Origin of the sequence: Oleiagrimonas sp. MCCC 1A03011 (assembly GCF_003267965.1) — a bacterium.
Lineage (GTDB): Bacteria > Pseudomonadota > Gammaproteobacteria > Xanthomonadales > Rhodanobacteraceae > Oleiagrimonas > Oleiagrimonas citrea.
On record NZ_MSPY01000002.1, the window covers coordinates 567,753 to 588,918 of the forward strand.

Sequence of the window (21,166 nt, forward strand, 5' to 3'; positions counted from 1 at the left end):
TTATGGAATTCGGACCGATTCTTTCGACTCTGCGTCGCCACAAGATCACCGCCTTCCTGCTGGTGGCGGAGATCGCCCTGACTTGCGCCATTATCTGCAATGCCGTGTTCCTGATCAGCCAGCGCATGGAACGCATGAAGATGCCCAGTGGCGTGGCCGAACATCAACTGGTCATGGTGCAGGTGGCCAACATCGGCAAGCAGCCGGATGCCAAGGCACGGACCGAGGCGGATCTTGCCGCTCTTCGCCGCATTCCTGGTGTGAAGCAGGCTTCGTTGGTCAGCCAGGTGCCGTTCACCAACAGTTCGTCCAACACCAGCATCCGCCTGGATCCAAAGCAGAAACTGCCCACGCTCAATGCCACGCAGTACTTCGGTCAGGACCTGATCAAGACCTTCGGCGCGCAGTTGGTGGCGGGACGTGACTTCCGTCCCGACGAGTACATGGACTACGACGCCGTGATGCACAACGTCGATCTGGTGCGGAACCGGACTCCATCGGTCATCATCACCAGCGAGTTGGCTGAACGGCTGTGGCCGGGGGAATCCGCGCTGGGCAAGCGGCTCTACTTCGCCGACATCGGCGTGCGTGTGATCGGTGTGGTCAAGGCGCTGATCCGTCCCTCGCTGTTCCTCGGCGACGATGCGGCGCAATGGTCGATGGTGTTTCCGTTGCGCATGAATACCGACAATGCGAATCGGTATGTCCTGCGCACGGATCCGCAGGCTCGTCAGCGGGTGCTGGCCGCTGCGGTGGCGACGCTGCGCAAGCTCGATCCGCATCGCATCATCCGGAAAAAGAGGACGCTCGACGAGATCCGTTCGGATTTCTTCCGCAATGACCGCGCCATGGCTGGCACGCTGCTGGGCGTGATCATCGCACTGCTGACGGTGACCGCGCTGGGTATCGTCGGCCTGGCCAGTTTCTGGGTGGCGCAGCGGCGTCGCACCATCGGTGTGCGACGCGCCCTCGGCGCCACGCGCAGCAACATTCTGCGTTATTTCCAGACCGAGAATTTCGTGTTGGCGACCATTGGCATCGTTCTCGGCATGACATTGGCTTGGGGTATCAATCTGTTTCTGATGCAGCACTACGAACTGCCGCGCCTACCCTGGTTCTATCTGCCCATCGGTGCTGTGGCCTTGTGGCTGATCGGCCAGCTTGCCGTGCTCGGTCCGGCGCTGCGCGCCTCGAACGTGCCGCCCGTGGTGGCGACGCGCTCAGTGTGATGGGGACAGGGAAGAAAACCGCATGACGATGTTCACGTATTACCTGGAATTGGCGTGGAGACGCTGTCGCCAGAATGTGCCCATGGTGCTGCTGGTGGTGCTGACCATGGCTATCGGTATCGCCTCGTGCATGACCGCAACAACCATTTTCGCAGCGCTTTCAGGCGAGCCGCTTCCCGGAATTAGCGACCACCTGTACGTGGTTACCATGGACTCACGCACGCAGAGCGATGCGAATGATGCAGCGTACGATACGCCGCAGAGTCTCCTGAATCTGCGCGATGCAAAGGCACTGGTCGACGCGCACCACGCAGACAGTCAATTTGCGCAGGCGCAGAGTCTGGCCCAGGTGTCCACGACCGATGGCAAGCACTCGGACCGGGTTATCGGCCTGCTCGGCTACGGTTCCCTGCTGTCGACGCTAGGCGTGCCGTTCCGCTATGGACGGCCGTGGACCGAGGCTGAGCAGACCGCGCACGCGCCTGTAGTGGTGATTGATGCCACCCTGGCCGAAAAGTTGTTCGGTACCAGCGATGCCGTCGGGCGCAGCGTCACCATGGGGACCGGAACATTCCGCATCATTGGCGTGACCGCTCCGTGGAAGCCGCGGATGCAGTTTCTCGGTCTGACTCAGAATGCGGGGAACCTCCTCGGTCAGGATATGCAGTTCTACGCGCCGGTCGGTGCCGCACTGGACCACGGCGTGGGGCCGCTCAATACGGGGAAGTGCGCGAAGAGCGCGCCAGTTGTCAATTTTCAGTCCACGCATGTCACCCACTGCCGCTGGATCGAGGTATGGGTGTCGTTGGACGTCCCGGCTCGGGCATCTGCCTACCGGGTTTTTCTTACGCATTACGCGCAAGCCCAGCATCAGGCCGGGCGTTTCGTGCAGGAGCCGAAGCCGAGACTGTTTGGGACGCAGGCCTGGATGGACCGCCTCAAGGCGATTCCGGGCGATGTGGGCCTTAACGTAGTGCTGGCGGGTGGTTTCCTGCTGCTGTGCATGATCAATGTAGCGGGACTACTGGCTGCGCGCTTCCTCCGTCGGCAGGGACACGTGGCTATCCGACGCGCGCTCGGAGCGTCACGTCGTCATGTATTCATGCAGCACCTGGTCGAGGCCGGCGTACTGGGCATGGCGGGTGGGGTGCTGGCTTTGCCGCTGACATGGCTCGGACTATGGGTCGTGCGCATGCAGCCGGTGGCCTATGCGGCCGCGGCGCAGTTCAGCCCAAGCGTCTTCGCGATACTGGCTTCGCTTTCGTTGCTCGTGGGGTTGGTCGTCGGAATCTTGCCTGCGTGGCGTGTTTGTCGCCAGCCGCCGGCGCTGCAGATCAAACTGGCCTAGGAGAGCCTCGTGCGACACCTTCTCGCTCCATTGCTTCGCCACCGGCTGATGCCGTTTCTGGTCGTGTTGCAGGTCGCATTGGCCTGTGCCATCGCCTGCAATGCGCTGTTCCTGTTGCAGCAGCGCCTGAAACCGATTCTCACGCCCGATGGCATCGGTGAGCCGAGCCATTTGATCATTGCCTCGAAGATTATCTCGCGCGGGAAGCCCTGGGAAACCAGCCGGCTGCGCGATACCGAACGCGCCCTGCGCGGTTTGCCCGGTGTGGCGTCCGTCAGTGTGGCGGGTTCCCTGCCCATGGTGACCAATGCCCGCATGAACGGACGCGTTCAAGGTGTCGGACACGGGACGCGCGCGGATACGGCCATGTACATCGGCGATCACCTCGTCAAGACGCTGGACCTGAAGCTGGTGGCCGGGCGCGATTTCACTGCCGAGGAGGACGCGGTGCGCAATCACGGCGTCGGTATGCGCCAGGATGGGCCGGTCATCCTGACCCGCTCGCTGGCCGACAAGCTCTTCCCGGACCAGAAGGCCGTGGGGCAGACGTTGCAATTGGGCGATAAGGATCCGGCCGTGCGCACGGTCGTCGGTGTCGTCGCGCACCTGATGCGCAACGATTTCGGCGGCGGAGCGCATCGCAATCTCGACCACGCAATGCTTTTCCCGAGCATTCCTTCGGCCTGGCCGTTGCCGTCCATCGGGATTCGAGTTGCTGCCGGAGCGGATCCTCAGCAGGTGCGCAAGCAGGCGGAGAACGTCATCCAGCGCATGCTGGGAGACGGCATGGTACGGGGCATCGATCCGGCCTACGACATGTACGGCGCACTGCGTGATCAGGCTCTGGCGAGGTATCGGGCTTCGGTCTGGTTGCTGGCCGGAGTGTGTCTGGTCGTGTTGATCGTCACTCTGGCCGGGATCATGGGATTGACTGCGTACTGGGTACAGCAACGTACGCGGCAGATCGGTATTCGGCGCGCGCTGGGTGCGACGCGCCGGAGCATCCTGCGGGATCTGCAGGCGGAAAATTTCCTACTTGTCGGCTTCGGAAGCTTGCTCGGCCTGATGGCGGCTTACGGCGTGAATTTGTGGCTCATGCATCACTACGAATTGCCACGCCTGCCGTGGAGCTATCTGCCGGTGGGTGCGGTGCTGCTGCTCGTGCTCGGGCAACTGGCGGTGTTGTCGCCGGCCTTGCGCGCTGCACGTGTGCCGCCCGTCGTGGCGACACGGAGTGCGTGATGGCGAACGAGAACGAAGTTGGTGCAGCGGCAGCGGCCAAGGGCCGCAAAAACGCAAATCGGAAGTCACGCAGGGTGCGACAAGCACGGCCCGCGCGTTAGAGGTGCATAAGGAATGCTCGGTTACTACATGAATTTGGCCCTGCGCAGCCTGCGACACCACAAGGTGCTTGCTGGGTTCATGGTGCTGGCTATCGCGCTCGGCATCGGTGCCTCGATCACCATGCTGACGGTGCTGCACAACCTGTCCGGGGATCCGCTGCCGCAGCGCAGCGCGGTGCTGTACCACCCACAGGTGGATCCGCGGCCTAAAGGCCTGTCTGGTGCCGACACGGAACCGCCGGACAATCTCACATATACCGATGCACAGAATTTGTACCGGCTTTCGAGTGCCTATCCGCGTGTCCTGATGAGTGCCAATCGGCTTCCCACGCGTAGCACGAACAAGGGAAGCAGGCTGCAGATGCGCACGGATCGTGCGACGACGTCGGCGTTCTTTTCCATGTTCGATGTGCCGTTCGTATATGGCGGCGGGTGGACCGCTGCGGAAGATGCCAAGCATGCGCATGTGGTGGTGATCACCCGGGCGCTGAACGATGAACTGTTCGGTGGAGAGAACAGCGTCGGTCGCGAACTGGAGATTGCGACCAAGAGCTTTCGTGTGATCGGCGTGATCGGCGATTGGAATCCGCAGCCGCGCTTCTACGACCTGGATGGCCGGGCCTTCGGCAGGCAGGAACAGATGTACCTGCCTTTCTTCACCTGGCTGGATCTGCCGCAGGACTACGGCTACGGCGCCATGCGCTGCTGGGGCAATAATCCGAGCGCGGGGCGGCATGACCCCAAGGCTGCGACATGCACTTGGGCGCAGTTCTGGGTGCGGCTGGACCATCCGGCGCAGGTCGCGAGCTATCGTTCGCTGCTTCAGAAATACAGCGCTGAACAACGCTCACTGGGGCGTTTTCAGCGTCGGCCCAATACGCGTCTGCGCAGTCTGCTGGATTGGTTGGACTACAAACGCGTGATCCCGGTCATGGTGCGCATGCAGACCTGGATTGCCTTTGGCGTGTTCTTGATCTGCATGCTCAACACCATCGGACTGATGGTTGCCAAGTTCCTGCGCAAGTCCGGCGAAATTGGTGTTCGACGTGCGCTGGGGGCCGCGCGCAGGGATGTGTTCATGCAGTGCCTGGTCGAAGCTGGAGTGATCGGTGTAGCGGGTGGTGTGTGTGGTCTTCCTGTGGCCTGGCTCGGCTTGTGGATGGTGCGGCAGCAGCCAGTCGACTTCGCGGCCTCTGCTCATCTCGATCTGGTCATGCTGCTTGCCGCGCTGTTCATGGCTTTGCTGGCGACGTTGATCGCCGGCGTATGGCCCGCATTGCGTGCAGCGCGTGTGGCCCCCGCTCTGCAGGTGAAGTCGCTATGAGCGTTCTGATTCAGGTTCGCCCCATTGTCCAGGCGTTGAAGAGTCACAAGACAGCGGTGGTGCTGTTGACGCTGGAGATCGCGTTGACCATGGCTGTGCTCGGCAATCTGGTATTCATCGTCTACGGCGGCATTCAGCGTGCGCATACACCGACTGGTGTGGCAGAAGATCAGATCGGAGTGATTCAGAGCATCGGCGTGATCGGCGCGGAAGGTTCCGTCACCACCGCCAGCGATCTGGCCGCTATTCGCGCCGTTCCCGGCGTGGAATCCGCGGCGTTCGGCGGTCCGCCGCTGTGGTATGTCGATCACGATCCGGTGTTTCTGCATCCTGACCGTCAGCACAAGATCACGCGGGCCTATGAGCTCGATGGAAGCCGTGGATTGAGCAAGACGCTGGGGCTGCACATCGTAGAGGGGCGTGATTTCGACGAAAGCGAAGTCCCTGTCATCGGTCAGATGAACCAGCGGACACAGTTTCCTGTGTTGATCACGCATGCGCTGGCGCAGCGTCTGTTCCCTGGTGGAACTGCGCTCGGAAAGTTGATCTACGACGGCCAGAGCACCCTGCGCGTGATCGGCATCGTCGATCACCTTCGTGCCCGGCTCACCGGTCGGGCCGACGACGATTATGCGATCGTCCTCGAATACGGTGTCGGAAAGAGTCAGATGGGAGGTGGATTCATGATCCGCAGCAAGCCTGCGCGATTGCAGGAGACGCTGCGCGCCGCCGCTGCAGCCCTCGCAAAGAACGACCCTCAGCACGTTCAAAGCAAGATGTTCACGTTTGAACAATTGCGCGAAAAGTATTTCCGCGGCGATCTGGCGGTCGGCAAGATGCTGTTCGCGATCATGCTCATCCTGATCGTCGTAACCACGCTAGGCGTCAGCGGACTGGCCAGTTTCTGGGTGCAGCAACGGCGGAGACAGATCGGCATGCGCCGTGCACTGGGCGCGACACGCGGCGACATTCTTCGTTATTTCCAGATCGAGAACTTTTTGATCGTCAGTGGCGGCGTGCTGCTTGGCACGGTGTGTATGTACGGCCTGAATCTGTTTCTGATGCATCGATTCGAATTGCCGCAGTTGCCGCCTGTATTTTTGTTGGTGGGGGCGGTGGCACTGTGGGTGCTGGGGCAGTGTGCGGTGCTGGGACCGGCGCTGCGCGCTGCGCGCGTGCCGCCGGTGGTGGCGACAAGGAGCGTGTAAGGCATGGCCAAGGCATGCTATGCACTGCATCTGGCCTGGCGAGGCATGCGCCGGCATCCGCGCACCAGCGTGATGGTGGTGGCCGTGATGGCACTGGGGCTGGCCGCATGCATGAGCGTGCTGGCGATCTTTCACGCCCTGACGGCCGACCCGGTGCCGGGGCGGAGCGGGCAGATCCAGACGATTATCTTTCCCGCCAAAGGTCAGAAGCTGGAGTCGATCGAGGCGCTGATGCCCGTTGGCCCGGTGCAGCAAGTCGTCGATCGCCTGCCGGATCTTCCGGTCGCGGCGGTGGCGAGCGGCACGACGCGCGTGCGACCGTCGTCCGAGCCGTCCAGAAAGAGTGAGTCGGACACGGCCGTGATGTTCGCGACGGCGCGAATCCCGAAGGTCTTCGGCATCTCGTTGCTGCGTGGGCATTGGTGGACCGCCGCCGATGATCGCAATGGCGCGCCGGTGGCCGTGATCGGTATCGATACCGCGCGGCGTTTGTTCGGTACGGACGATGTGCTGGGCAAGAGCATCCGTCTCGACAAGAAGCTTTTCCGAGTGATCGGCGTGCATGCCGCGTGGCGACCTGCGCTGAAGTTCTACTCGCAGCGTGGCGGGCAATATGCGCGTGACATGGCGGGAGTAATGGTGCCGCTATTGTCCGGGGATGGCGTCGACGTGCAGATGTACGGGATGAGCTGCCCGCTGTCGCAGCTCACCGACAAGTGGAAACAGTGCCGTTTCAGTCAGCTGTGGTCGTACGGACTCGACGCCGGGCAGCGACAGCAATTTCTGAGTGTTGCCACGCAGGTCGTGCAGGGCTTCTACAAGCCGCCGCCGGGCGTGACGCCGATCGCGTATCAATCTCGTCTGCTGAATGTGCGTGAATGGTTGATCCTGCAGCACACGGTACCCGACAGCGTGCGCGCCTACGTCTGGGTGGCGCTCGCGTTCCTTGCGCTGTGCCTGCTCAATGCGGCCGGCGTGCTGGCTGCTCGATTCTTGCGTCGCGGTGCGGAGCTGGGCGTGCGGCGTGCGCTTGGCGCTTCGCGCCGCGACGTGTTCGTTCAGCACCTGATCGAGTCCGGCAGTCTGTCGATGGTGGCCGGGGTGATCGCGCTCCCGCTGATGCTGGGCGCGTTTTCGCTGATGCGCGCGCAGAACATCCCGTACGGCGATCTGATCCGTTTCAACGTGAGCACGTTCCTCGCGTTGTGCGTCGCCACGCTGGTCACCGGCCTGGCGGTCGGCGTGTACCCGGCATGGCGCGCCGCGGTAGTGCCGCCGGCGCTTCAGGTCAAGCAGAACTAGGAGGCGGTATGAGCGGAATGCTGATGCTCAAGACCATGAAACGTCATGGATTCATACCGCTGATCGTGATCGCGCAGGTGGCGTTTGCGCTGGTGGTTCTGGTCAATACGGGCAGCTTGCTGCGGCAGCAGTTCGCACCGATGCTGGCCGCTTCCGGCGTGCCGGCCGGCGAAGTGCTGATCACGCATCAGCTGAATGCGCATGACAGCGATCGATCTCACTGGTCGTATGCGGACCTGCGCACCGCCGAGCGTGCGATACGCGCGATGCCGGGTGTGATCGCCGTCAGTGGCGGCATGGGAACACCCATGACGGTCGATCGCATGTTCCTGCACAACACGCTCAGCAACGCCCGGACCGGCCAGAACGCGGGTGCGGACATGTTCGCGGGCGATCATCTGGTCGGCGCGCTGGGCCTGCGTGTCGTGCGAGGTCGGGATTTCGATGAGTCCGACTACGTGACCGGCGGCTTCATGGATATTTATCGGCAAGTGCGCACTGTCGTGATCACGCAAACGCTGGCGCACCGGCTGTTTCCCGGAGGGCATGCGGTAGGCCAGGGACTGTGGTTGTCGCGCAAGCCATCCAAGGACAGGGACCCTCTGCGCGTGGTCGGCGTCGTCAATGACACGTTGGACAGCAATATGGCTGGAGGCCATGCACATAATCTGCTGCTTCTGCCGTTCCGCATGAATGGATTCGGTCAGGTGAGTTTTCTGGTGCGCGCCAGGCCGGCGCAACGTGACGCCGTGATGAAGCGGCTGCCCGCCGTGCTCGGACAGGCGTTGGGCATGCACGGCGCGCAGGCCGTCAAGGTCGAGCGTTACGAGGACGCGCGCGCGGCGAGGTTGCATGGCAATGCGGTGACTTCCTGGCTGCTGTTGGCGGTGCTTGCGACAGTTTCCGTCGTGGTGGTGCTTGGCATCACTGGCCTCAGCGGTTTCTGGGTGCAAAAGCGCACGCGTGAGATCGGCATCCAGCGCGCGCTGGGTGCACGGCGCGGCGACATCCTGCGGCAGTACCAGTTCGAGAATCTGCTGGTGGTATGCGTCGGTGCGGCGCTGGGCGTGTTGTTGGGGCTGATCGTGGCCGAATGGCTGCGTATGCATTTCGAGCTGACCTCGCCGCCGTTGATGGCATGGACGGTCGGTGCGCTGGTGCTGGTGATGTTCGGTCAACTGGCCGTGCTCGGACCAGCGCTGCGTGCTTCGCGCGTGCCGCCGGTGGTGGCGACGCGTTCGGTGTAGCGGCAGGGGGAGGATGGCCGTGTTCGGGTACTACCTGCATTTAGCGCTGCGCAGTCTGAAGCGCAGCACGGTGCTGACTGCGCTGATGGTGGTTGCCATCGGGCTGGGCATCGGCGCAAGCATCACCATGCTGACGGTGTTACATGTGATGAATGGTGATCCGCTGCCCGGTCGCAGTGGACGCCTGTTTCGGCCGTATCTCAATCCGCTTCCGCTCGACTTCAAGCGGAGCAAGTTCGGCCGCGACCCCAGCCTCGATCTGACCTGGCCCGATGCGATGGCCCTGTTGCATGCGCACAAGGCTGCGAAGCAGGTGGCGATGGCGGGTAGCCGTCTGACCGCGGACTCGGAAGTTTCCGGTGTGCATCCGAAGAGCGTGGCGGTGCGTTTCGTGACTGCGGATTTTTTCACCATGTTCGGCGTGCCCTTCGCGAAGGGGCGGGGCTGGGCCGCGCAGGACGATGCTAGGCGGGCGCAGGTCGTGGTGCTCACGCAGGCGCTGGCGCGCCGGTTGCTTGGTGACAGTCCGGCATTGGGACGCACGGTGCATCTGGGAGGGCACGATTTCCGTGTCATCGGCGTGACGCGCCCGTGGCACCCGCGGCCGTTGTTCTACGCCGATCCTGCCGGCAACTTCTACGGCGACAGTGATGCCGCGTTCATGCCGCTGTCCACTTCGGTGGATCTGGGTTTTTCCGTGAATACCACTTCGGGCTGGGGCCGTGACGATTCGCTTACGGGGGCGAGTACGTCCTGGCTGCAGTTCTGGGTGCAGCTCGATTCCGCCGCACAGGTCGCAAGGTATCGCCGTTTCCTGGCTGCCTATGCGGCCCGGCAGAAGGCCGCAGGGCGGTTCGAGCGACCATCGGCGACGGCGAAACTCTACAGCCTTCGGGGCTGGCTCGATCACCTCAACCTGATTCCGCAGGATGTGCGCCTGCAGAGCGGGTTGGCTCTGGGTTTTCTGTTTGTATGCATGCTCAACATCGTGGCGCTGCTCCTGGCGAAATTTCTGCGCCGTGGGGGCGAGATCAGCGTGCGACGGGCGCTGGGTGCACGTCGGCGGGATATCTTCGCGCAACTCGGCGTGGAGTCTGTTTTGATCGGCCTGGGCGGCGGCGCGCTGGGGCTGGGCATCGCCGAACTCGGGTTGTGGAGCGTGCGGCAACGGCCGGATGCCTATGCACAGCTTGCACACATGGATTTGACGATGCTGCTGAGCACGTTCGTGCTGGCAGTGTTGGCCAGCGTGCTGGCCGGGCTACTGCCGGCGTGGCGGGCCTGTCGGATCGCGCCGGTGATCCAGCTGAAGACGCTCTGAGGAGATCACGATGCTTCCGTTCCGACCGATTCTCGCGACGCTTCGGCATCACCGGCTGACCTCGCTGCTGCTGATGCTGCAGGTCGCCTTCACGTGCGCCATCGTGTGCAACGCGGTGTTTCTGGTTGTGCAGCGCGTGCAGCGGGTGCGTATCGATAGTGGTCTGTCGGAGCAGGGGCTGGCGCAAATCAAGGTGGCCGACCTGCAGTCTGGCGACAATCCGCTCAGTCTGCATCGCGCCGACCTCGCGGCCCTGCGTACGCTGCCGGATGTGCAGTCCGCAGCGCTGATCGATCATCTTCCGTTGTCCGGTTCGGCTTCGTCACAGAGCGTATGTGGAAGTCTGGAAGCCGCGCATGCATTGATCGCAGCACGTTCCCCGGGTGTACCGGGATGTGCCGAGCCGGAGATGTATCAATTCGGGCAGCAGGGGGTGCGAACCCTCGGTCTGACGTTGGTCTCTGGACGTGATTTCCGCGACGACGAGTACAGTTCCGGGCAGCGCGGAAGTGCCGTGAACAGTGCGGCAGGCGTGATCATCACACAGGCGTTGGCACGGAAGCTGTATCCGTCGGGACACGCGGTCGGAGAGGTGTTGTATTTCGGCAAGAGCGGCTTGCTAGACGGTCACGGCACGCCGGTCGTCGGAGTGATGCGTCATCTGGCGCGTGGCCGTCTGGTGAAGCGTGCCGACAATGATCTGGCTATGGTCATGCCCGTGGCGCCTAACGACAGCGATGCTTTGTTTCTGCTGCGGATGTGGCCGGGACGCACAGAACAGGGACTTGCCGCGGCCGTGCATTTGCTCAAACAGCGGCGGCCGCAGCGCGACATTGCCGCGTCGGATGCGAAAACCTATTCGGCAATCCGTGCGGCGTATTTTCAGCGCGATACCACCATGATCGGCCTATTAGTCGCGTCGGCGACCGGGTTGCTGTTCGTGACTGCGCTTGGCATTGCTGGGCTGGCCAGTTTCTGGGTCGGGCAGCGGCGACGCAGTATCGGTGTGCAGCGCGCGCTGGGCGCCACGCGCCATGACATCCTGCACTATTTCCAGGCCGAGAATTTCCTCATTGTCAGCAGTGGCATCGTGCTGGGCACGCTGATGGCCGCCGGACTCAATTTATGGCTGATGCGCCACTACGAAGTGGCCCAGTTGCCGTGGGGCTACTTGCCGATCGGCGCGGTATTGCTGTGGTTGTTGGGACAGGTCGCCGTGCTCGCGCCCGCGCTACGCGCCGCGCGCGTGCCGCCGGTGGTGGCCACCCGAGGCGCGTGAGCCGTCTACGCTTTTTTCTCATGCTTTTGGAGCAACCATGAAAATCCTGATTGTCCTGCTTGCGGTCGTGACGACTCTGGCGTCCGGTACGACTGCATACGCCGCCAGCGCCGCGAACCAGGCGGAGGCGTCGACGATGACGCGAGCCAGGGCCGTCGCAATCATCGCCGCCAATCAGAAAATCGTGTCGCCGCGCGGTATCGATGAAACCGTGAAGGTGCACATCGGCGGTATCGATCAGTGGCTGTCGATTCACGGTCGCGACACCCGCAACCCGGTGCTGCTGTTCCTGCATGGCGGGCCGGCGTCGCCGGACATGCCGCTGGCGTGGACGTATCAGTCGCCGTGGTGGGACTACTTCACCGTGGTGGACTGGGATCAGCGTGGGACGGGCAAGACCTATGCCTCCAACAGCGAGGCGAAGATGGCGCTGGGCATGAACATCCAGGATATGACCGACGATGCCGCGCAGGTGGTGCAGTACCTGCGCAAGCGGTTCGGCAAGCGCAAGATTTTCCTTCTGGGGCACTCGTGGGGCACGGTGCTGGGCGTGCGTCTTGCACAGCGACATCCGGATTGGTTCTACGCGTACATCGGCGTCAGTCAGGTCGTCAACGCCCGCTCCAACGAGCGTGAAGGCTATGCATTCGCGCTGCGCGAGGCGAAGAAGCACGGCAATGCCGAGGCGGTGAAGGCGCTGCAGGCCATCGCACCGTATCCGGGGCCGGAGCTGACGCTCCAGCGGGTCGCGCTGCGCAGCAAGTGGGAGTCGTATTACGGCGGTATGGCCTGGGGACGGAAGAATTTCGCCTATGACGCGAATGCCTGGCAGTTGTCGCCGGACTACAGCGAGAAGGATCTGGCCGCGATCGGAAAAGGCAGCATGTTTTCGCTGAAATACCTGCTCAAGCCATTGCTGGGTGTGAATTTCGACGCAGTCACGCAGTTCCGCTGCCCGGTGATCCTGTTCGTCGGCGCGCACGACGAGACCACCTCGCACACACTGGCCGAGCAGTGGTTCGCCAAGCTGCATGCGCCGTACAAGCGCATGGTGATCTTCGCCGATTCGGCGCACATGGTGATGGAGGAGCAGCCGGGACGATTTCTCGTGCATTTGGTCGACGATGCTTTACCGCTGGCGCGGAAAGCCGGTGACGCCGCGCCGGCGGAAGTCGAGACGGGAACGGGTGTGTCGGCTCGATGACGCGAATCCGGGTGCGATTGCGCGGTAAGATGGCAACGCTTTCGCGCTTTGGCGCATCCAACCAGGTATGCATCGGAGCAAAATGAGAACTGTCCTTATCATTGACGACAATCCGGCCGTCGGCGAGGCGCTGTCGCTGCTGTTGTCGCTGCATGATATCCGTCCGCTGACTGCGCTCAATCAGCGTGAAGGGCTGGCTGTGCTGGCCCGCGATCGCGTGGATGTGGTCATCCAGGACATGAATTTCAGCGCCGACACGACCTCCGGCGAGGAGGGGGTGGTGCTGTTCCGCTCCATTCGCGAGCAGCACCCGGATCTGCCGGTGATCCTGCTCACGGCCTGGACGCACCTGGAGACCGCCGTCGAGCTGGTGAAGGCCGGCGCGGCCGATTACATCGCCAAGCCGTGGGATGACAGCAAATTGCTGACCACGGTCGAGAATCTCCTGGAATTGTCCGAATCCACGCGTGAGGTCAAGCGCACGCGTCATGAGCGACGTCGCCACCAGGCGCAACTGCTGGATCGCTACGATCTGGATGGCATGGTGTTCGCTTCCGAGACCACCGGGCGTACGGTCGAACTGGCCTGTCAGGTGGCGCGCTCGGATGTGCCGGTGCTGGTGACTGGCCCCAACGGCGCCGGCAAGGAGCGCATCGCGCGTATCGTGCATTTGAATTCCCCGGTGCGCGAAGGTCCGTTCGTGGCGGTCAATTGCGGTGCGCTGCCGGGCGAGCTGATCGAGGCCGAGCTGTTCGGTGCGGATGCCGGGGCCTATACCGGCGCGACCAAGGCGCGCGAGGGCCGCTTCGAGATGGCGGACGGCGGCACGCTGTTCCTCGATGAAATCGGAAACCTGCCGCTTTCGGGACAGGTCAAGCTGCTGCGCGTGCTGGAAACCGGGCAGTTCGAGCGGCTGGGGTCGGGCCGCACGCGAAGTGCACAGGTACGCGTCATCAGCGCCACCAACGCCGACCTGAAATCGATGATCGCCGAAGGTCGTTTCCGCGAGGATCTGTACTACCGCCTCAATGTGATCGAAGTGAATCTGCCACCGCTGTGCGAGCGCAGTGACGACATCCTTCCGCTCGCCGAGCATTTCCTCGACGGTCGTGCCGAGTTGTCCGACGAAGCACGCGAAGCGCTGACTCTGCACAGCTGGCCGGGCAATGTGCGCGAACTCAAGAACGCGATCGATCGCGCCTGTCTGTTGGTGCATGACGAACCGATCACCCCCGGGCACTTGAATTTGCCCGAGATGGATGATGCGGCACCGACGTGGCGCAATCTCGACGAACCCAGCCGCGACGCTGTCAAGGACGCGCTGGTTCAGCATGCCGGCGTGATCAGCCGCGCGGCGCAGACGCTGGGTCTTTCCCGTCAGGCGCTGTATCGACGCATGCAGCGCTACGGAATCGAGACGTGATGGCGCGCTTCATTCAGAGCACATGCGCATGCAGATGAAGTCGCTGCAGGGTCGAATGGCGTTGCTGGCCGGCCTTGCCACGCTGACGGGAGCACTGGTGTACGCGGGGGTGACGCATTGGCCGTTGCCGCAGTTGATCGACGCCGTGGCCGCATTGCTACAGGTGCAGATCGAAACAGGTTGGCTGCGTACGCCCTGGGGCGGTTTGCTGGCGACGCTGCTGCTGCTGGTGCCGATCGCGGTATGGCTGGGCAGTCGTCTGACGCGCCCTTTCCTGCGGCTTCTGCGCGCTCTGGAGGGAGCAGTGGTCAGTTACCGCGACGGTGATTTCGGTTTCTCCATCGCCACGCGCCGCCAAGACGAGATCGGCGACCTCATCCGCATGCACAATCAACTGGGGCAGACGCTGCGTGAGCAGCGCCAGCATCTGGTGCAACGGGAGCTGTTGCTTGACACAGTGGTGCAGAAGACACCGGTGGCGTTGATTCTCACCGACAATCATCGGCATGTGACGTACGCCAACATCGCTGCACGGCAACTCTTCAACGAGGGAAAGTCGCTGGAGGGCGAGCATTTCGACAGTCTGCTCGATAGCGGCTCGGAGGTCTTGCGCGAAATCGTGCAGAGCGGTCGCGATGCCTTGTTCCCGATCGAGATGGACGGGGCCGAGGAGACCTTTCACGTCTCGCAGCGCGCGTTCCGTCTTCAGGGGCGACCGCATCATCTGTATCTGTTCCGTCGCATGACGCGCGAACTTTCGCGGCAGGAAGTGGCGACCTGGAAGCGCGTCATCCGCGTCATCAGCCATGAGTTGAACAATTCGCTGGCGCCGATTTCCTCGCTGGCGCACTCCGGTGCCGAATTGGCTCGCCGTGGCGATCATGAGCGTTTGCCGGGCGTGTTCTCGAGCATTTCCGAACGTGCCAGGCATCTCCATCATTTCATCAGCGGATACGCCGACGTGGCGAAGCTTCCGGCGCCGCGCATCGAGTCTGTGGCCTGGGCCGGTTTCATCGAAGCGCTGGCGCTGCACTGCACTTTTCGTTTGCGCGGCGAGTTGCCCGAGCGAGATGGATATTTCGATGCGGGGCAGGTCGAGCAGGCGCTGATCAATCTGATCAAGAACGCACACGAGTCGGGTACGGATGAAGATGAAGTGACGTTGTCCATCGCTGAGGTCGGTTCTTACTGGCGCATCGAGGTGGCCGACCGAGGTCCGGGCATGAGTGAGGCCGTGCTGTCTCAGGCGTTGTTGCCGTTCTATTCGACCAAACGTTCCGGGACCGGCCTGGGACTGGCACTGGCTCGTGAGATCGCAGAGGCCCATGGTGGACGATTGAGCCTGAATAATCGACGTCGGGGCGGTTTGCGGGTCACGCTATCGTTGCCGATGAACGAGACCTGAGGCGGTATCCGCGACGACGGATTCCATACCCGGTCGCGTGACACGATCCCCTATACTCCGCCAATTACGGGGTCGATCCGAAGGTGCAGTGATGGCACAGCCGAGCGTGCCCAAAGGGGCGGTGATGTCTTGCCGAGTGCAGAGATGGAGTGTCGTGGCCACACTTCGGTCCGGATGGAGGTATGCATGACGGGGCCGGAGCTTCCCGCCTTCACCACGACGGCGCTCAATACGCGCATCGCGTTCGTGATCGAGCTGACTCGGCGCCTGCACCAATACGGTACGGCTGCACCACGTCTGGAAGACGCCGTCAGCAGTGCGGCGTTGCGGCTTGGTCTGCGTGCGGAGGTCTGGTCCAGTCCGACTGCCATCATTCTCTCTTTTGCCGATCAGGCGCAGGGCGACGATGCCATCGCACAGGTGACACAGGTCATCCGGATGCCACCGGGTGACGTCAATCTGGCGCGGCTGTGCGAAGTGGACGCGATCGCCGACGGGGTGACCGAAGGGCGCATCGATCTCGAAGAGGGCGCGCGACAGTTGCGGCAAATGTCCAAGCCGCTTTCGCGCGCGCAGAAACTGGGTATGGTGTTCGGTTTTGCGCTGTCGGTGTTCGGCTTCGCGGTACTGATGCGTGGCTCCTGGGCCGATGCTGTGACCGCTTCCGTGCTGGGGGGGATGATCGGTGCAGTGATGCTCATGGCTGCACGCCACCCACGTGTCGCGTTGGCTGGAGAGGCGCTGTCCGCATTGCTGGCGGCTCTAGGTGCGAGTCTGGTGAGCGCGTGGCTCGTGCCGTTACGAGTCAATGTGGTGGTGTTGTCGGCGCTGATTGTTCTGGTGCCGGGCATGATGCTGACGGCTGCCGTGCGCGAACTCTCCGCGCAGCATCTGGCGTCGGGCGTTTCCCGCCTGTTCGGCGCATTGGCGTCGATGTTGAAATTGATTTTCGGTGCGATGGTGATTTTCGCCGGCAGTGCATGGTTCGGTCTGAAATTGCCTCTGCCGGAACTGCCTCCGTTACCTGCCTGGGTGCAATGGCCCGCCTTGGTGGCGGGCACGTTCGGTTTCGCGCTGGTCTTTCTCGCGTCGCGTCGCGATTGGATTCTGGTGGCCCTGTCGGCCATGCTGGGCTATGTCGTCGCACGCGAGGCCGGCGCCCAATTCGGCCCGGGATTCGGCGTTTTCATGGGTGGTCTGGTGCTGGGCGCAATGGGAAACCTGTACGCGCGTTTCGCACAACGACCGGGTTCACTGGTGCGGGAGCCCGGCATTATTCTTCTGGTTCCGGGAAGTGTCGGTTATCAGACGCTGGCGTACCTGGCGCAGAGGAATGTGCATAGCGGCACCGAAACCGCGATTTTGCTCGTCACGCTGCTGGTGGCGCTGGTTGCCGGTTTGTTGTTCGGCGATTTGCTGGTCGCGCCGCGCCGTTCACTGTAGCGGAGACAAAAAGAAAGCGCCGGCATGTTGCCGGCGCTTTCTAGAGCGTCCCTGACATCGGAATCCGATCATGCTGTATTACTTGATCAGCAGATCCTTTTCCTTCTTGCCGGCCTTGAGGGCGGCGTTGAACCAGCGCGGGCGCTTGCCACGGCCGGACCAGGTCTGGGTCGGGTCGTCCGGGTTGCTGTACTTCGGCGGCACCTTGCCAGTGCTGCGACGGCCACGGCGGGCGGCACCGCGTGCACCGAACACTTCTTCGAACGTGAAACCTTCGTCCTTGAGAAGCTTGGTGACTTTGTCACGTACCTTTACCAGCTTTTCCTTTTCCAGCTCCTGCTTACGCTGTTCGGCCTTGTTGATCAGGTCGTTTAGCTGGTTCTGGTTGAGCTTCTTGATATCGACGGCCATAAATAACTCCGATTTCAGTGGGGGGGACAGTTAACGTTGCAGAACATAAGCCGTTGTGCAGGCGAATTCTGCCGTATTTAATGGGTTATTGCAAAAATGCTTCAGGGTCAGGTGCATCCTGTGAGCAATTATTTGAAACTCCTCACGTTGGGGATTTTCAAATAATTGCCCTTCGTGTCGACTCATGGAGTCGATGGATGCATCCACGCGGATTAATCGCCACGCGCAAAAACCAAAGGCTTGATCTTTGCAGAAGGTCTCGGGCGGCGATTCGATTATGCGTCGCTTTGGCCGCAAAATACCTGTAGTAATTCGGCATGACTCAGTGCGCGATTTTCGGTGTCGCGACGATGGCGATATTCGTACGTGCCCGCCTCGAGTCCGCGCTCGCTGACCACCACGCGATGCGGAATACCGATCAGTTCCATGTCGGCGAACATCGGTCCGGGGCGCAGACCGCGATCATCCAGCAGTACGTCGATACCGTGACTGCGGAGTTCGTCGTAGAGCGCTTTTGCCGCATCCTGCGCCTTCGTCCCATTGCGCGATCCGATGACGCAGATCGCGACTTGCCATGGCGCCATCGGCTCGGGCCAGACGATGCCGCGTTCGTCGTGATTCTGTTCGATGGCGGCCGCGACGATGCGGCTGACACCGATGCCGTAGCAGCCCATGAGCATGGCGCGTGCCTTGCCGTTCTCGTCGAGAACGGTGGCGTTCATGGCTTCGGCGTAACGCCCGCCGAGCTGGAAAACATGACCGACTTCGATGCCGCGCGCGATGTGCAGGGTGCCCTCGCCATCCGGAGACGGATCGCCGTCGACGACCTTGCGCAGATCGGCGATTCGCGTGATGCGTGCGTCGCGGACCCAGTTGGCGCCGGTGTAGTGCGTATCGACGGCATTGCCGCCACAGACGAAATCGGCCAGCACGGCAGCACTGCGGTCGACGATCACGGGGATGTCGTCGGGTAGCCCGACAGGACCAATGAAGCCGGGACGCGTACCCGTGGCCTTGAGGATCTCGGCCTCGTCGGCGAGCACGGAGGCGCCGGGAAGCTCTTCCAGCTTGGCGGCCTTGATCTCGTTGATCTCGTGGTCGCCGCGCACGCACAACGCGACCAGCCCTTCTTCGCCGCGCACCAGGATGGTCTTCACGCACTGATCCGGCGACACGGACAGGAAGGTGGCGACTTCATCCATCGTCTTGCGTTCGGGCGTGTCCACGCGCGCGAGGTCCGCGGTCGCAGCAGGACGTTCGGCCTCGGGGGGCATGGCTTCGGCCAATTCGACGTTGGCCGCGTAATCGGATCCGTCACTCCAGGCGATGGCGTCCTCACCGGATTCCGCCAGGACCTGGAACTCGTGACTGGCGTTGCCGCCGATGGCGCCGGTGTCGGCCTGCACCGCACGGAAACGCAGGCCCAGGCGCTCGAAGATCCGCACGTAGGCGCTGTACATGACCTTGTAGGTCTCGGCCAGCGACTCTGGCGTGATATGGAAGGAGTAGGCGTCCTTCATCATGAATTCGCGTGCGCGCATGACGCCGAAACGCGGGCGGATCTCGTCGCGGAACTTGGTCTGGATCTGGTAGAAATTGATCGGAAGCTGCTTGTAGCTCTTCAGTTCCTGGCGCGCGAAGTCGGTGATGACTTCCTCGTGCGTGGGGCCGTAGCAGTATTCCTGCTCGCGACGGTCCTTGAGCTTCAGCAGCTGGCCGCCGAACTTCTCCCAGCGCTGGGTTTCTTCCCACAGCTCTCGCGGTTGGATCGAGGGCATCAGCATCTCGATGGCGCCGGCGCGGTTCATTTCCTCGCGCACCACGGTTTCGACCTTGCGCAGTACGCGCAGGCCCAGCGGAGTCCAGGTGTAGATGCCGGCCGCAAGCTTGCGCACCATGCCGGCGCGAAGCATCAGGCGATGGCTGGCGACTTCGGCGTCGGCCGGAACTTCCTTGACGGTAGCGAGGTGAAACGTGCTCAGGCGCATGCAATCGGTCCGTATCGAGGTTGGCCCGGAGACTCCACGCGTTACACGATCGTCGGAATTTTCCGACCACGATCACGGGCTTGCGCGGCGAGGCGCCGGGACAGGCTGAACGGTCGATTATAGCGTTGGCAGCCCGTTATGCGATACGGGCCTGAAGCCGAGCCTACTGGCTACAGTACGCTTGGTATCGCTGCTGCTGCTGCTTGAGTTGTTCGGCACGCTGCTGGTCGTCGACCGGCACCGATTTGCCGTTGCCGTCCAGGCGCTGCAGGCTCTGCGAAGACTTCAGCAAGGTGATGTTCGACTGGAGCTGTGCGCAGAAGCGCTGCATCTGGCTGTTTTTACCTTTGCCCTGGGACGTCGAACTCGCGGATGCACTGGAATCGGCGGCCTGCCGGACTTCATCGGAATGGCCCGAGGTGCGCGGCTGATCCGCATCGGCGCGCGTCTTGATGTTCTGGTACTTGACGCCCTGCGGTGGCGGGGCGTCGGAGAAATGCTGGGTCCCGTTCGCGTCCGTCCACTTGTAGACCTGGGCGCTGGCGACCAGGGGCAATGCCAGAAGCATCGTGGTGAGCAGAGTGGTCAGCGTGCCTCGCATATTGAATCTCCGTACCGGAACGATGGCGGCACGCAGGCGTGCCCCAGATACCGCAATGCATGGTACGCACAGTGTGCGGTCGGAGGGAAGTATAAACGGCGATGGACCTCTCGCGATTGTGAGCGGGCGCACCCTAGCGTGGGACCTGCGGGCCCGCAGCGTGCGCCGGCGCACGGATGCCGGCGCGAAGGCCGGTGCGGACGACGGAGCAGGGCGGCAGTCGAGGCTGCAGTCGCGAACAGGCGATGGTTTACACTGTGCGGACGCCCTATTGGAGTCGACACAAGCGCATGAGCGACACCCCTACCGTCCGCCCGCCGCGCCATCGCGGTATCTACCTGCTGCCGAACCTGTTCACGACCGGGGCGATGTTTTCCGGTTTCTTCGCCATCGTGTCCGGTATCGGGGGGCATTTCGTTTCGGCCTGCGTGGCCGTGTTCGTGGCGGCGCTGCTGGACAGCATGGACGGCCGCGTGGCGCGCATGACCGGTACGCAGAGCGATTTCGGCGTGCAGTACGATTCGTTGTCTGACCTGGTCAGCTTCGGGTTGGCTCCGGCGCTGGTGATGTACACCTGGTCGCTGTCCGAACTGCGTGCCTACGGTCCCGTCTGGGGCAAGATCGGCTGGGCGGCAGCCTTCATCTATGCCGCGTGCGGCGCATTGCGGCTGGCGCGTTTCAACACCCAGGTCGGCGTGGCCGACAAGCGCTATTTCCAAGGGCTGGCCAGTCCCGCGGCAGCCGCGCTGTGCATGTCCTTCATCTGGAGCATGGAGAAGGATGGCGTCAGCGGTTCGCAGGTCTGCTTCATCACTCCCTTCCTGATCGTGATCGCCGGTTTGCTGATGGTCAGCAATGTGCGCTACTTCAGCTTCAAGGCCTGGCCGAAACAGGACCGCGTGCCGTTTCTGTGGGTGATCGCGGCGCTGCTGATTCTGGTGCTTCTGGCGATCGACCCGCCGCATGTCCTGCTGGCGGTGTTCGGCCTGTATGTGATTTCCGGGCCGGTCATGACGCTGTGGGGCCGGGTCACCACACGTCGTCGTCGCAGCACGCGGCGCGGCGATCCGCCGGCGGCCTGAGTCGGGAT

General features: G+C 62.7%; 17 protein-coding genes. 14 read left to right on the top strand and 3 right to left on the bottom strand.

Going from position 1 to position 21,166, the window contains the following annotated elements:
* The first annotated feature begins 2 nt into the window (after positions 1-2).
* The 13 genes from BTJ49_RS06185 (at position 3) to BTJ49_RS06245 (ending at position 17,076) form a co-directional block, all read left to right on the top strand.
* Complete coding sequence (locus BTJ49_RS06185; protein WP_113064467.1) at positions 3-1,229, top strand: FtsX-like permease family protein; 1,227 nt, start codon at positions 3-5, stop codon at positions 1,227-1,229.
* A gap of 22 nt (positions 1,230-1,251) precedes the next feature.
* Entirely contained in the window at positions 1,252-2,577 is a 1,326-nt protein-coding gene (locus tag BTJ49_RS06190; RefSeq protein ID WP_240601748.1) for an ABC transporter permease, read from the top strand.
* Between the two features lie 114 nt (positions 2,578-2,691).
* Entirely contained in the window at positions 2,692-3,819 is a 1,128-nt protein-coding gene (locus tag BTJ49_RS06195) for an FtsX-like permease family protein (protein WP_240601749.1), read from the top strand.
* 114 nt (positions 3,820-3,933) lie between these two features.
* Entirely contained in the window at positions 3,934-5,244 is a 1,311-nt protein-coding gene (locus BTJ49_RS06200; RefSeq protein ID WP_113064469.1) for an ABC transporter permease, read from the top strand.
* Positions 5,241-6,452 (top strand): FtsX-like permease family protein, encoded by a 1,212-nt coding sequence (locus BTJ49_RS06205; protein WP_113064470.1) that lies wholly within the window; start codon positions 5,241-5,243, stop codon positions 6,450-6,452. The genes BTJ49_RS06200 and BTJ49_RS06205 overlap by 4 nt, the downstream gene beginning before the upstream one ends.
* 3 nt (positions 6,453-6,455) lie before the next feature.
* Positions 6,456-7,754: an ABC transporter permease gene (locus BTJ49_RS06210; RefSeq protein ID WP_113064471.1), complete on the top strand. Its 1,299-nt coding sequence runs from the start codon at positions 6,456-6,458 to the stop codon at positions 7,752-7,754.
* An 8-nt stretch (positions 7,755-7,762) separates the two neighbouring features.
* Positions 7,763-9,001, top strand: coding sequence for an FtsX-like permease family protein (locus BTJ49_RS06215; RefSeq protein ID WP_168184686.1), 1,239 nt, complete (start codon positions 7,763-7,765; stop codon positions 8,999-9,001).
* A 19-nt stretch (positions 9,002-9,020) separates the two neighbouring features.
* Positions 9,021-10,322, top strand: coding sequence for an ABC transporter permease (locus BTJ49_RS06220; RefSeq protein WP_113064594.1), 1,302 nt, complete (start codon positions 9,021-9,023; stop codon positions 10,320-10,322).
* Between the two features lie 10 nt (positions 10,323-10,332).
* Positions 10,333-11,601, top strand: a complete 1,269-nt coding sequence (locus BTJ49_RS06225; RefSeq protein WP_113064473.1) for an FtsX-like permease family protein — start codon at positions 10,333-10,335, stop codon at positions 11,599-11,601.
* A 37-nt stretch (positions 11,602-11,638) separates the two neighbouring features.
* The gene (locus BTJ49_RS06230; RefSeq protein ID WP_113064474.1) at positions 11,639-12,805 is read left to right on the top strand and encodes an alpha/beta hydrolase; all 1,167 of its coding nucleotides are present in this window, start codon (positions 11,639-11,641) and stop codon (positions 12,803-12,805) included.
* Between the two features lie 82 nt (positions 12,806-12,887).
* Positions 12,888-14,228, top strand: a complete 1,341-nt coding sequence (locus BTJ49_RS06235; RefSeq protein WP_113064475.1) for a sigma-54 dependent transcriptional regulator — start codon at positions 12,888-12,890, stop codon at positions 14,226-14,228.
* A gap of 22 nt (positions 14,229-14,250) precedes the next feature.
* Positions 14,251-15,633, top strand: a complete 1,383-nt coding sequence (locus BTJ49_RS06240; RefSeq protein WP_113064476.1) for an ATP-binding protein — start codon at positions 14,251-14,253, stop codon at positions 15,631-15,633.
* A gap of 186 nt (positions 15,634-15,819) precedes the next feature.
* Entirely contained in the window at positions 15,820-17,076 is a 1,257-nt protein-coding gene (locus BTJ49_RS06245) for a threonine/serine exporter family protein (protein WP_240151582.1), read from the top strand.
* Between the two features lie 78 nt (positions 17,077-17,154).
* Here the strand turns inward: BTJ49_RS06245 and BTJ49_RS06250 are convergent, their stop codons facing one another.
* From BTJ49_RS06250 to BTJ49_RS06260, 3 genes are all read right to left on the bottom strand, one after another.
* Positions 17,155-17,487: an H-NS histone family protein gene (locus tag BTJ49_RS06250; protein WP_113064478.1), complete on the bottom strand. Its 333-nt coding sequence runs from the start codon at positions 17,485-17,487 to the stop codon at positions 17,155-17,157.
* A 275-nt stretch (positions 17,488-17,762) separates the two neighbouring features.
* Entirely contained in the window at positions 17,763-19,475 is a 1,713-nt protein-coding gene (locus BTJ49_RS06255; RefSeq protein WP_113064479.1) for a proline--tRNA ligase, read from the bottom strand.
* A gap of 163 nt (positions 19,476-19,638) precedes the next feature.
* Positions 19,639-20,076 carry a DUF4124 domain-containing protein gene (locus BTJ49_RS06260; RefSeq protein ID WP_113064480.1) on the bottom strand — a complete coding sequence of 146 codons (438 nt, stop codon included), beginning with the start codon at positions 20,074-20,076 and terminating at the stop codon, positions 19,639-19,641.
* Between the two features lie 290 nt (positions 20,077-20,366).
* On the opposite strand from BTJ49_RS06260, the gene pssA reads away from it, so the two are divergent.
* Positions 20,367-21,158 carry a CDP-diacylglycerol--serine O-phosphatidyltransferase gene (gene pssA / locus BTJ49_RS06265; protein ID WP_113064481.1) on the top strand — a complete coding sequence of 264 codons (792 nt, stop codon included), beginning with the start codon at positions 20,367-20,369 and terminating at the stop codon, positions 21,156-21,158.
* Positions 21,159-21,166 lie beyond the last annotated feature (8 nt).

Excerpts from the sequence above, each read along its gene's own strand:
- BTJ49_RS06200 (WP_113064469.1), top strand. The coding sequence starts at position 3,934 with ATGCTCGGTTACTACATGAATTTGGCCCTGCGCAGCCTGCGACACCAC.
- pssA (WP_113064481.1), top strand. The coding sequence starts at position 20,367 with ATGAGCGACACCCCTACCGTCCGCCCGCCGCGCCATCGCGGTATCTAC.
- BTJ49_RS06240 (WP_113064476.1), top strand. The coding sequence starts at position 14,251 with ATGCGCATGCAGATGAAGTCGCTGCAGGGTCGAATGGCGTTGCTGGCC.
- BTJ49_RS06250 (WP_113064478.1), bottom strand. The coding sequence starts at position 17,487 with ATGGCCGTCGATATCAAGAAGCTCAACCAGAACCAGCTAAACGACCTG.
- BTJ49_RS06255 (WP_113064479.1), bottom strand. The coding sequence starts at position 19,475 with ATGCGCCTGAGCACGTTTCACCTCGCTACCGTCAAGGAAGTTCCGGCC.
- BTJ49_RS06205 (WP_113064470.1), top strand. The coding sequence starts at position 5,241 with ATGAGCGTTCTGATTCAGGTTCGCCCCATTGTCCAGGCGTTGAAGAGT.
- BTJ49_RS06225 (WP_113064473.1), top strand. The coding sequence starts at position 10,333 with ATGCTTCCGTTCCGACCGATTCTCGCGACGCTTCGGCATCACCGGCTG.
- BTJ49_RS06245 (WP_240151582.1), top strand. The coding sequence starts at position 15,820 with ATGACGGGGCCGGAGCTTCCCGCCTTCACCACGACGGCGCTCAATACG.
- BTJ49_RS06260 (WP_113064480.1), bottom strand. The coding sequence starts at position 20,076 with ATGCGAGGCACGCTGACCACTCTGCTCACCACGATGCTTCTGGCATTG.
- BTJ49_RS06230 (WP_113064474.1), top strand. The coding sequence starts at position 11,639 with ATGAAAATCCTGATTGTCCTGCTTGCGGTCGTGACGACTCTGGCGTCC.
- BTJ49_RS06235 (WP_113064475.1), top strand. The coding sequence starts at position 12,888 with ATGAGAACTGTCCTTATCATTGACGACAATCCGGCCGTCGGCGAGGCG.
- BTJ49_RS06190 (WP_240601748.1), top strand. The coding sequence starts at position 1,252 with ATGACGATGTTCACGTATTACCTGGAATTGGCGTGGAGACGCTGTCGC.
- BTJ49_RS06215 (WP_168184686.1), top strand. The coding sequence starts at position 7,763 with ATGAGCGGAATGCTGATGCTCAAGACCATGAAACGTCATGGATTCATA.
- BTJ49_RS06185 (WP_113064467.1), top strand. The coding sequence starts at position 3 with ATGGAATTCGGACCGATTCTTTCGACTCTGCGTCGCCACAAGATCACC.
- BTJ49_RS06210 (WP_113064471.1), top strand. The coding sequence starts at position 6,456 with ATGGCCAAGGCATGCTATGCACTGCATCTGGCCTGGCGAGGCATGCGC.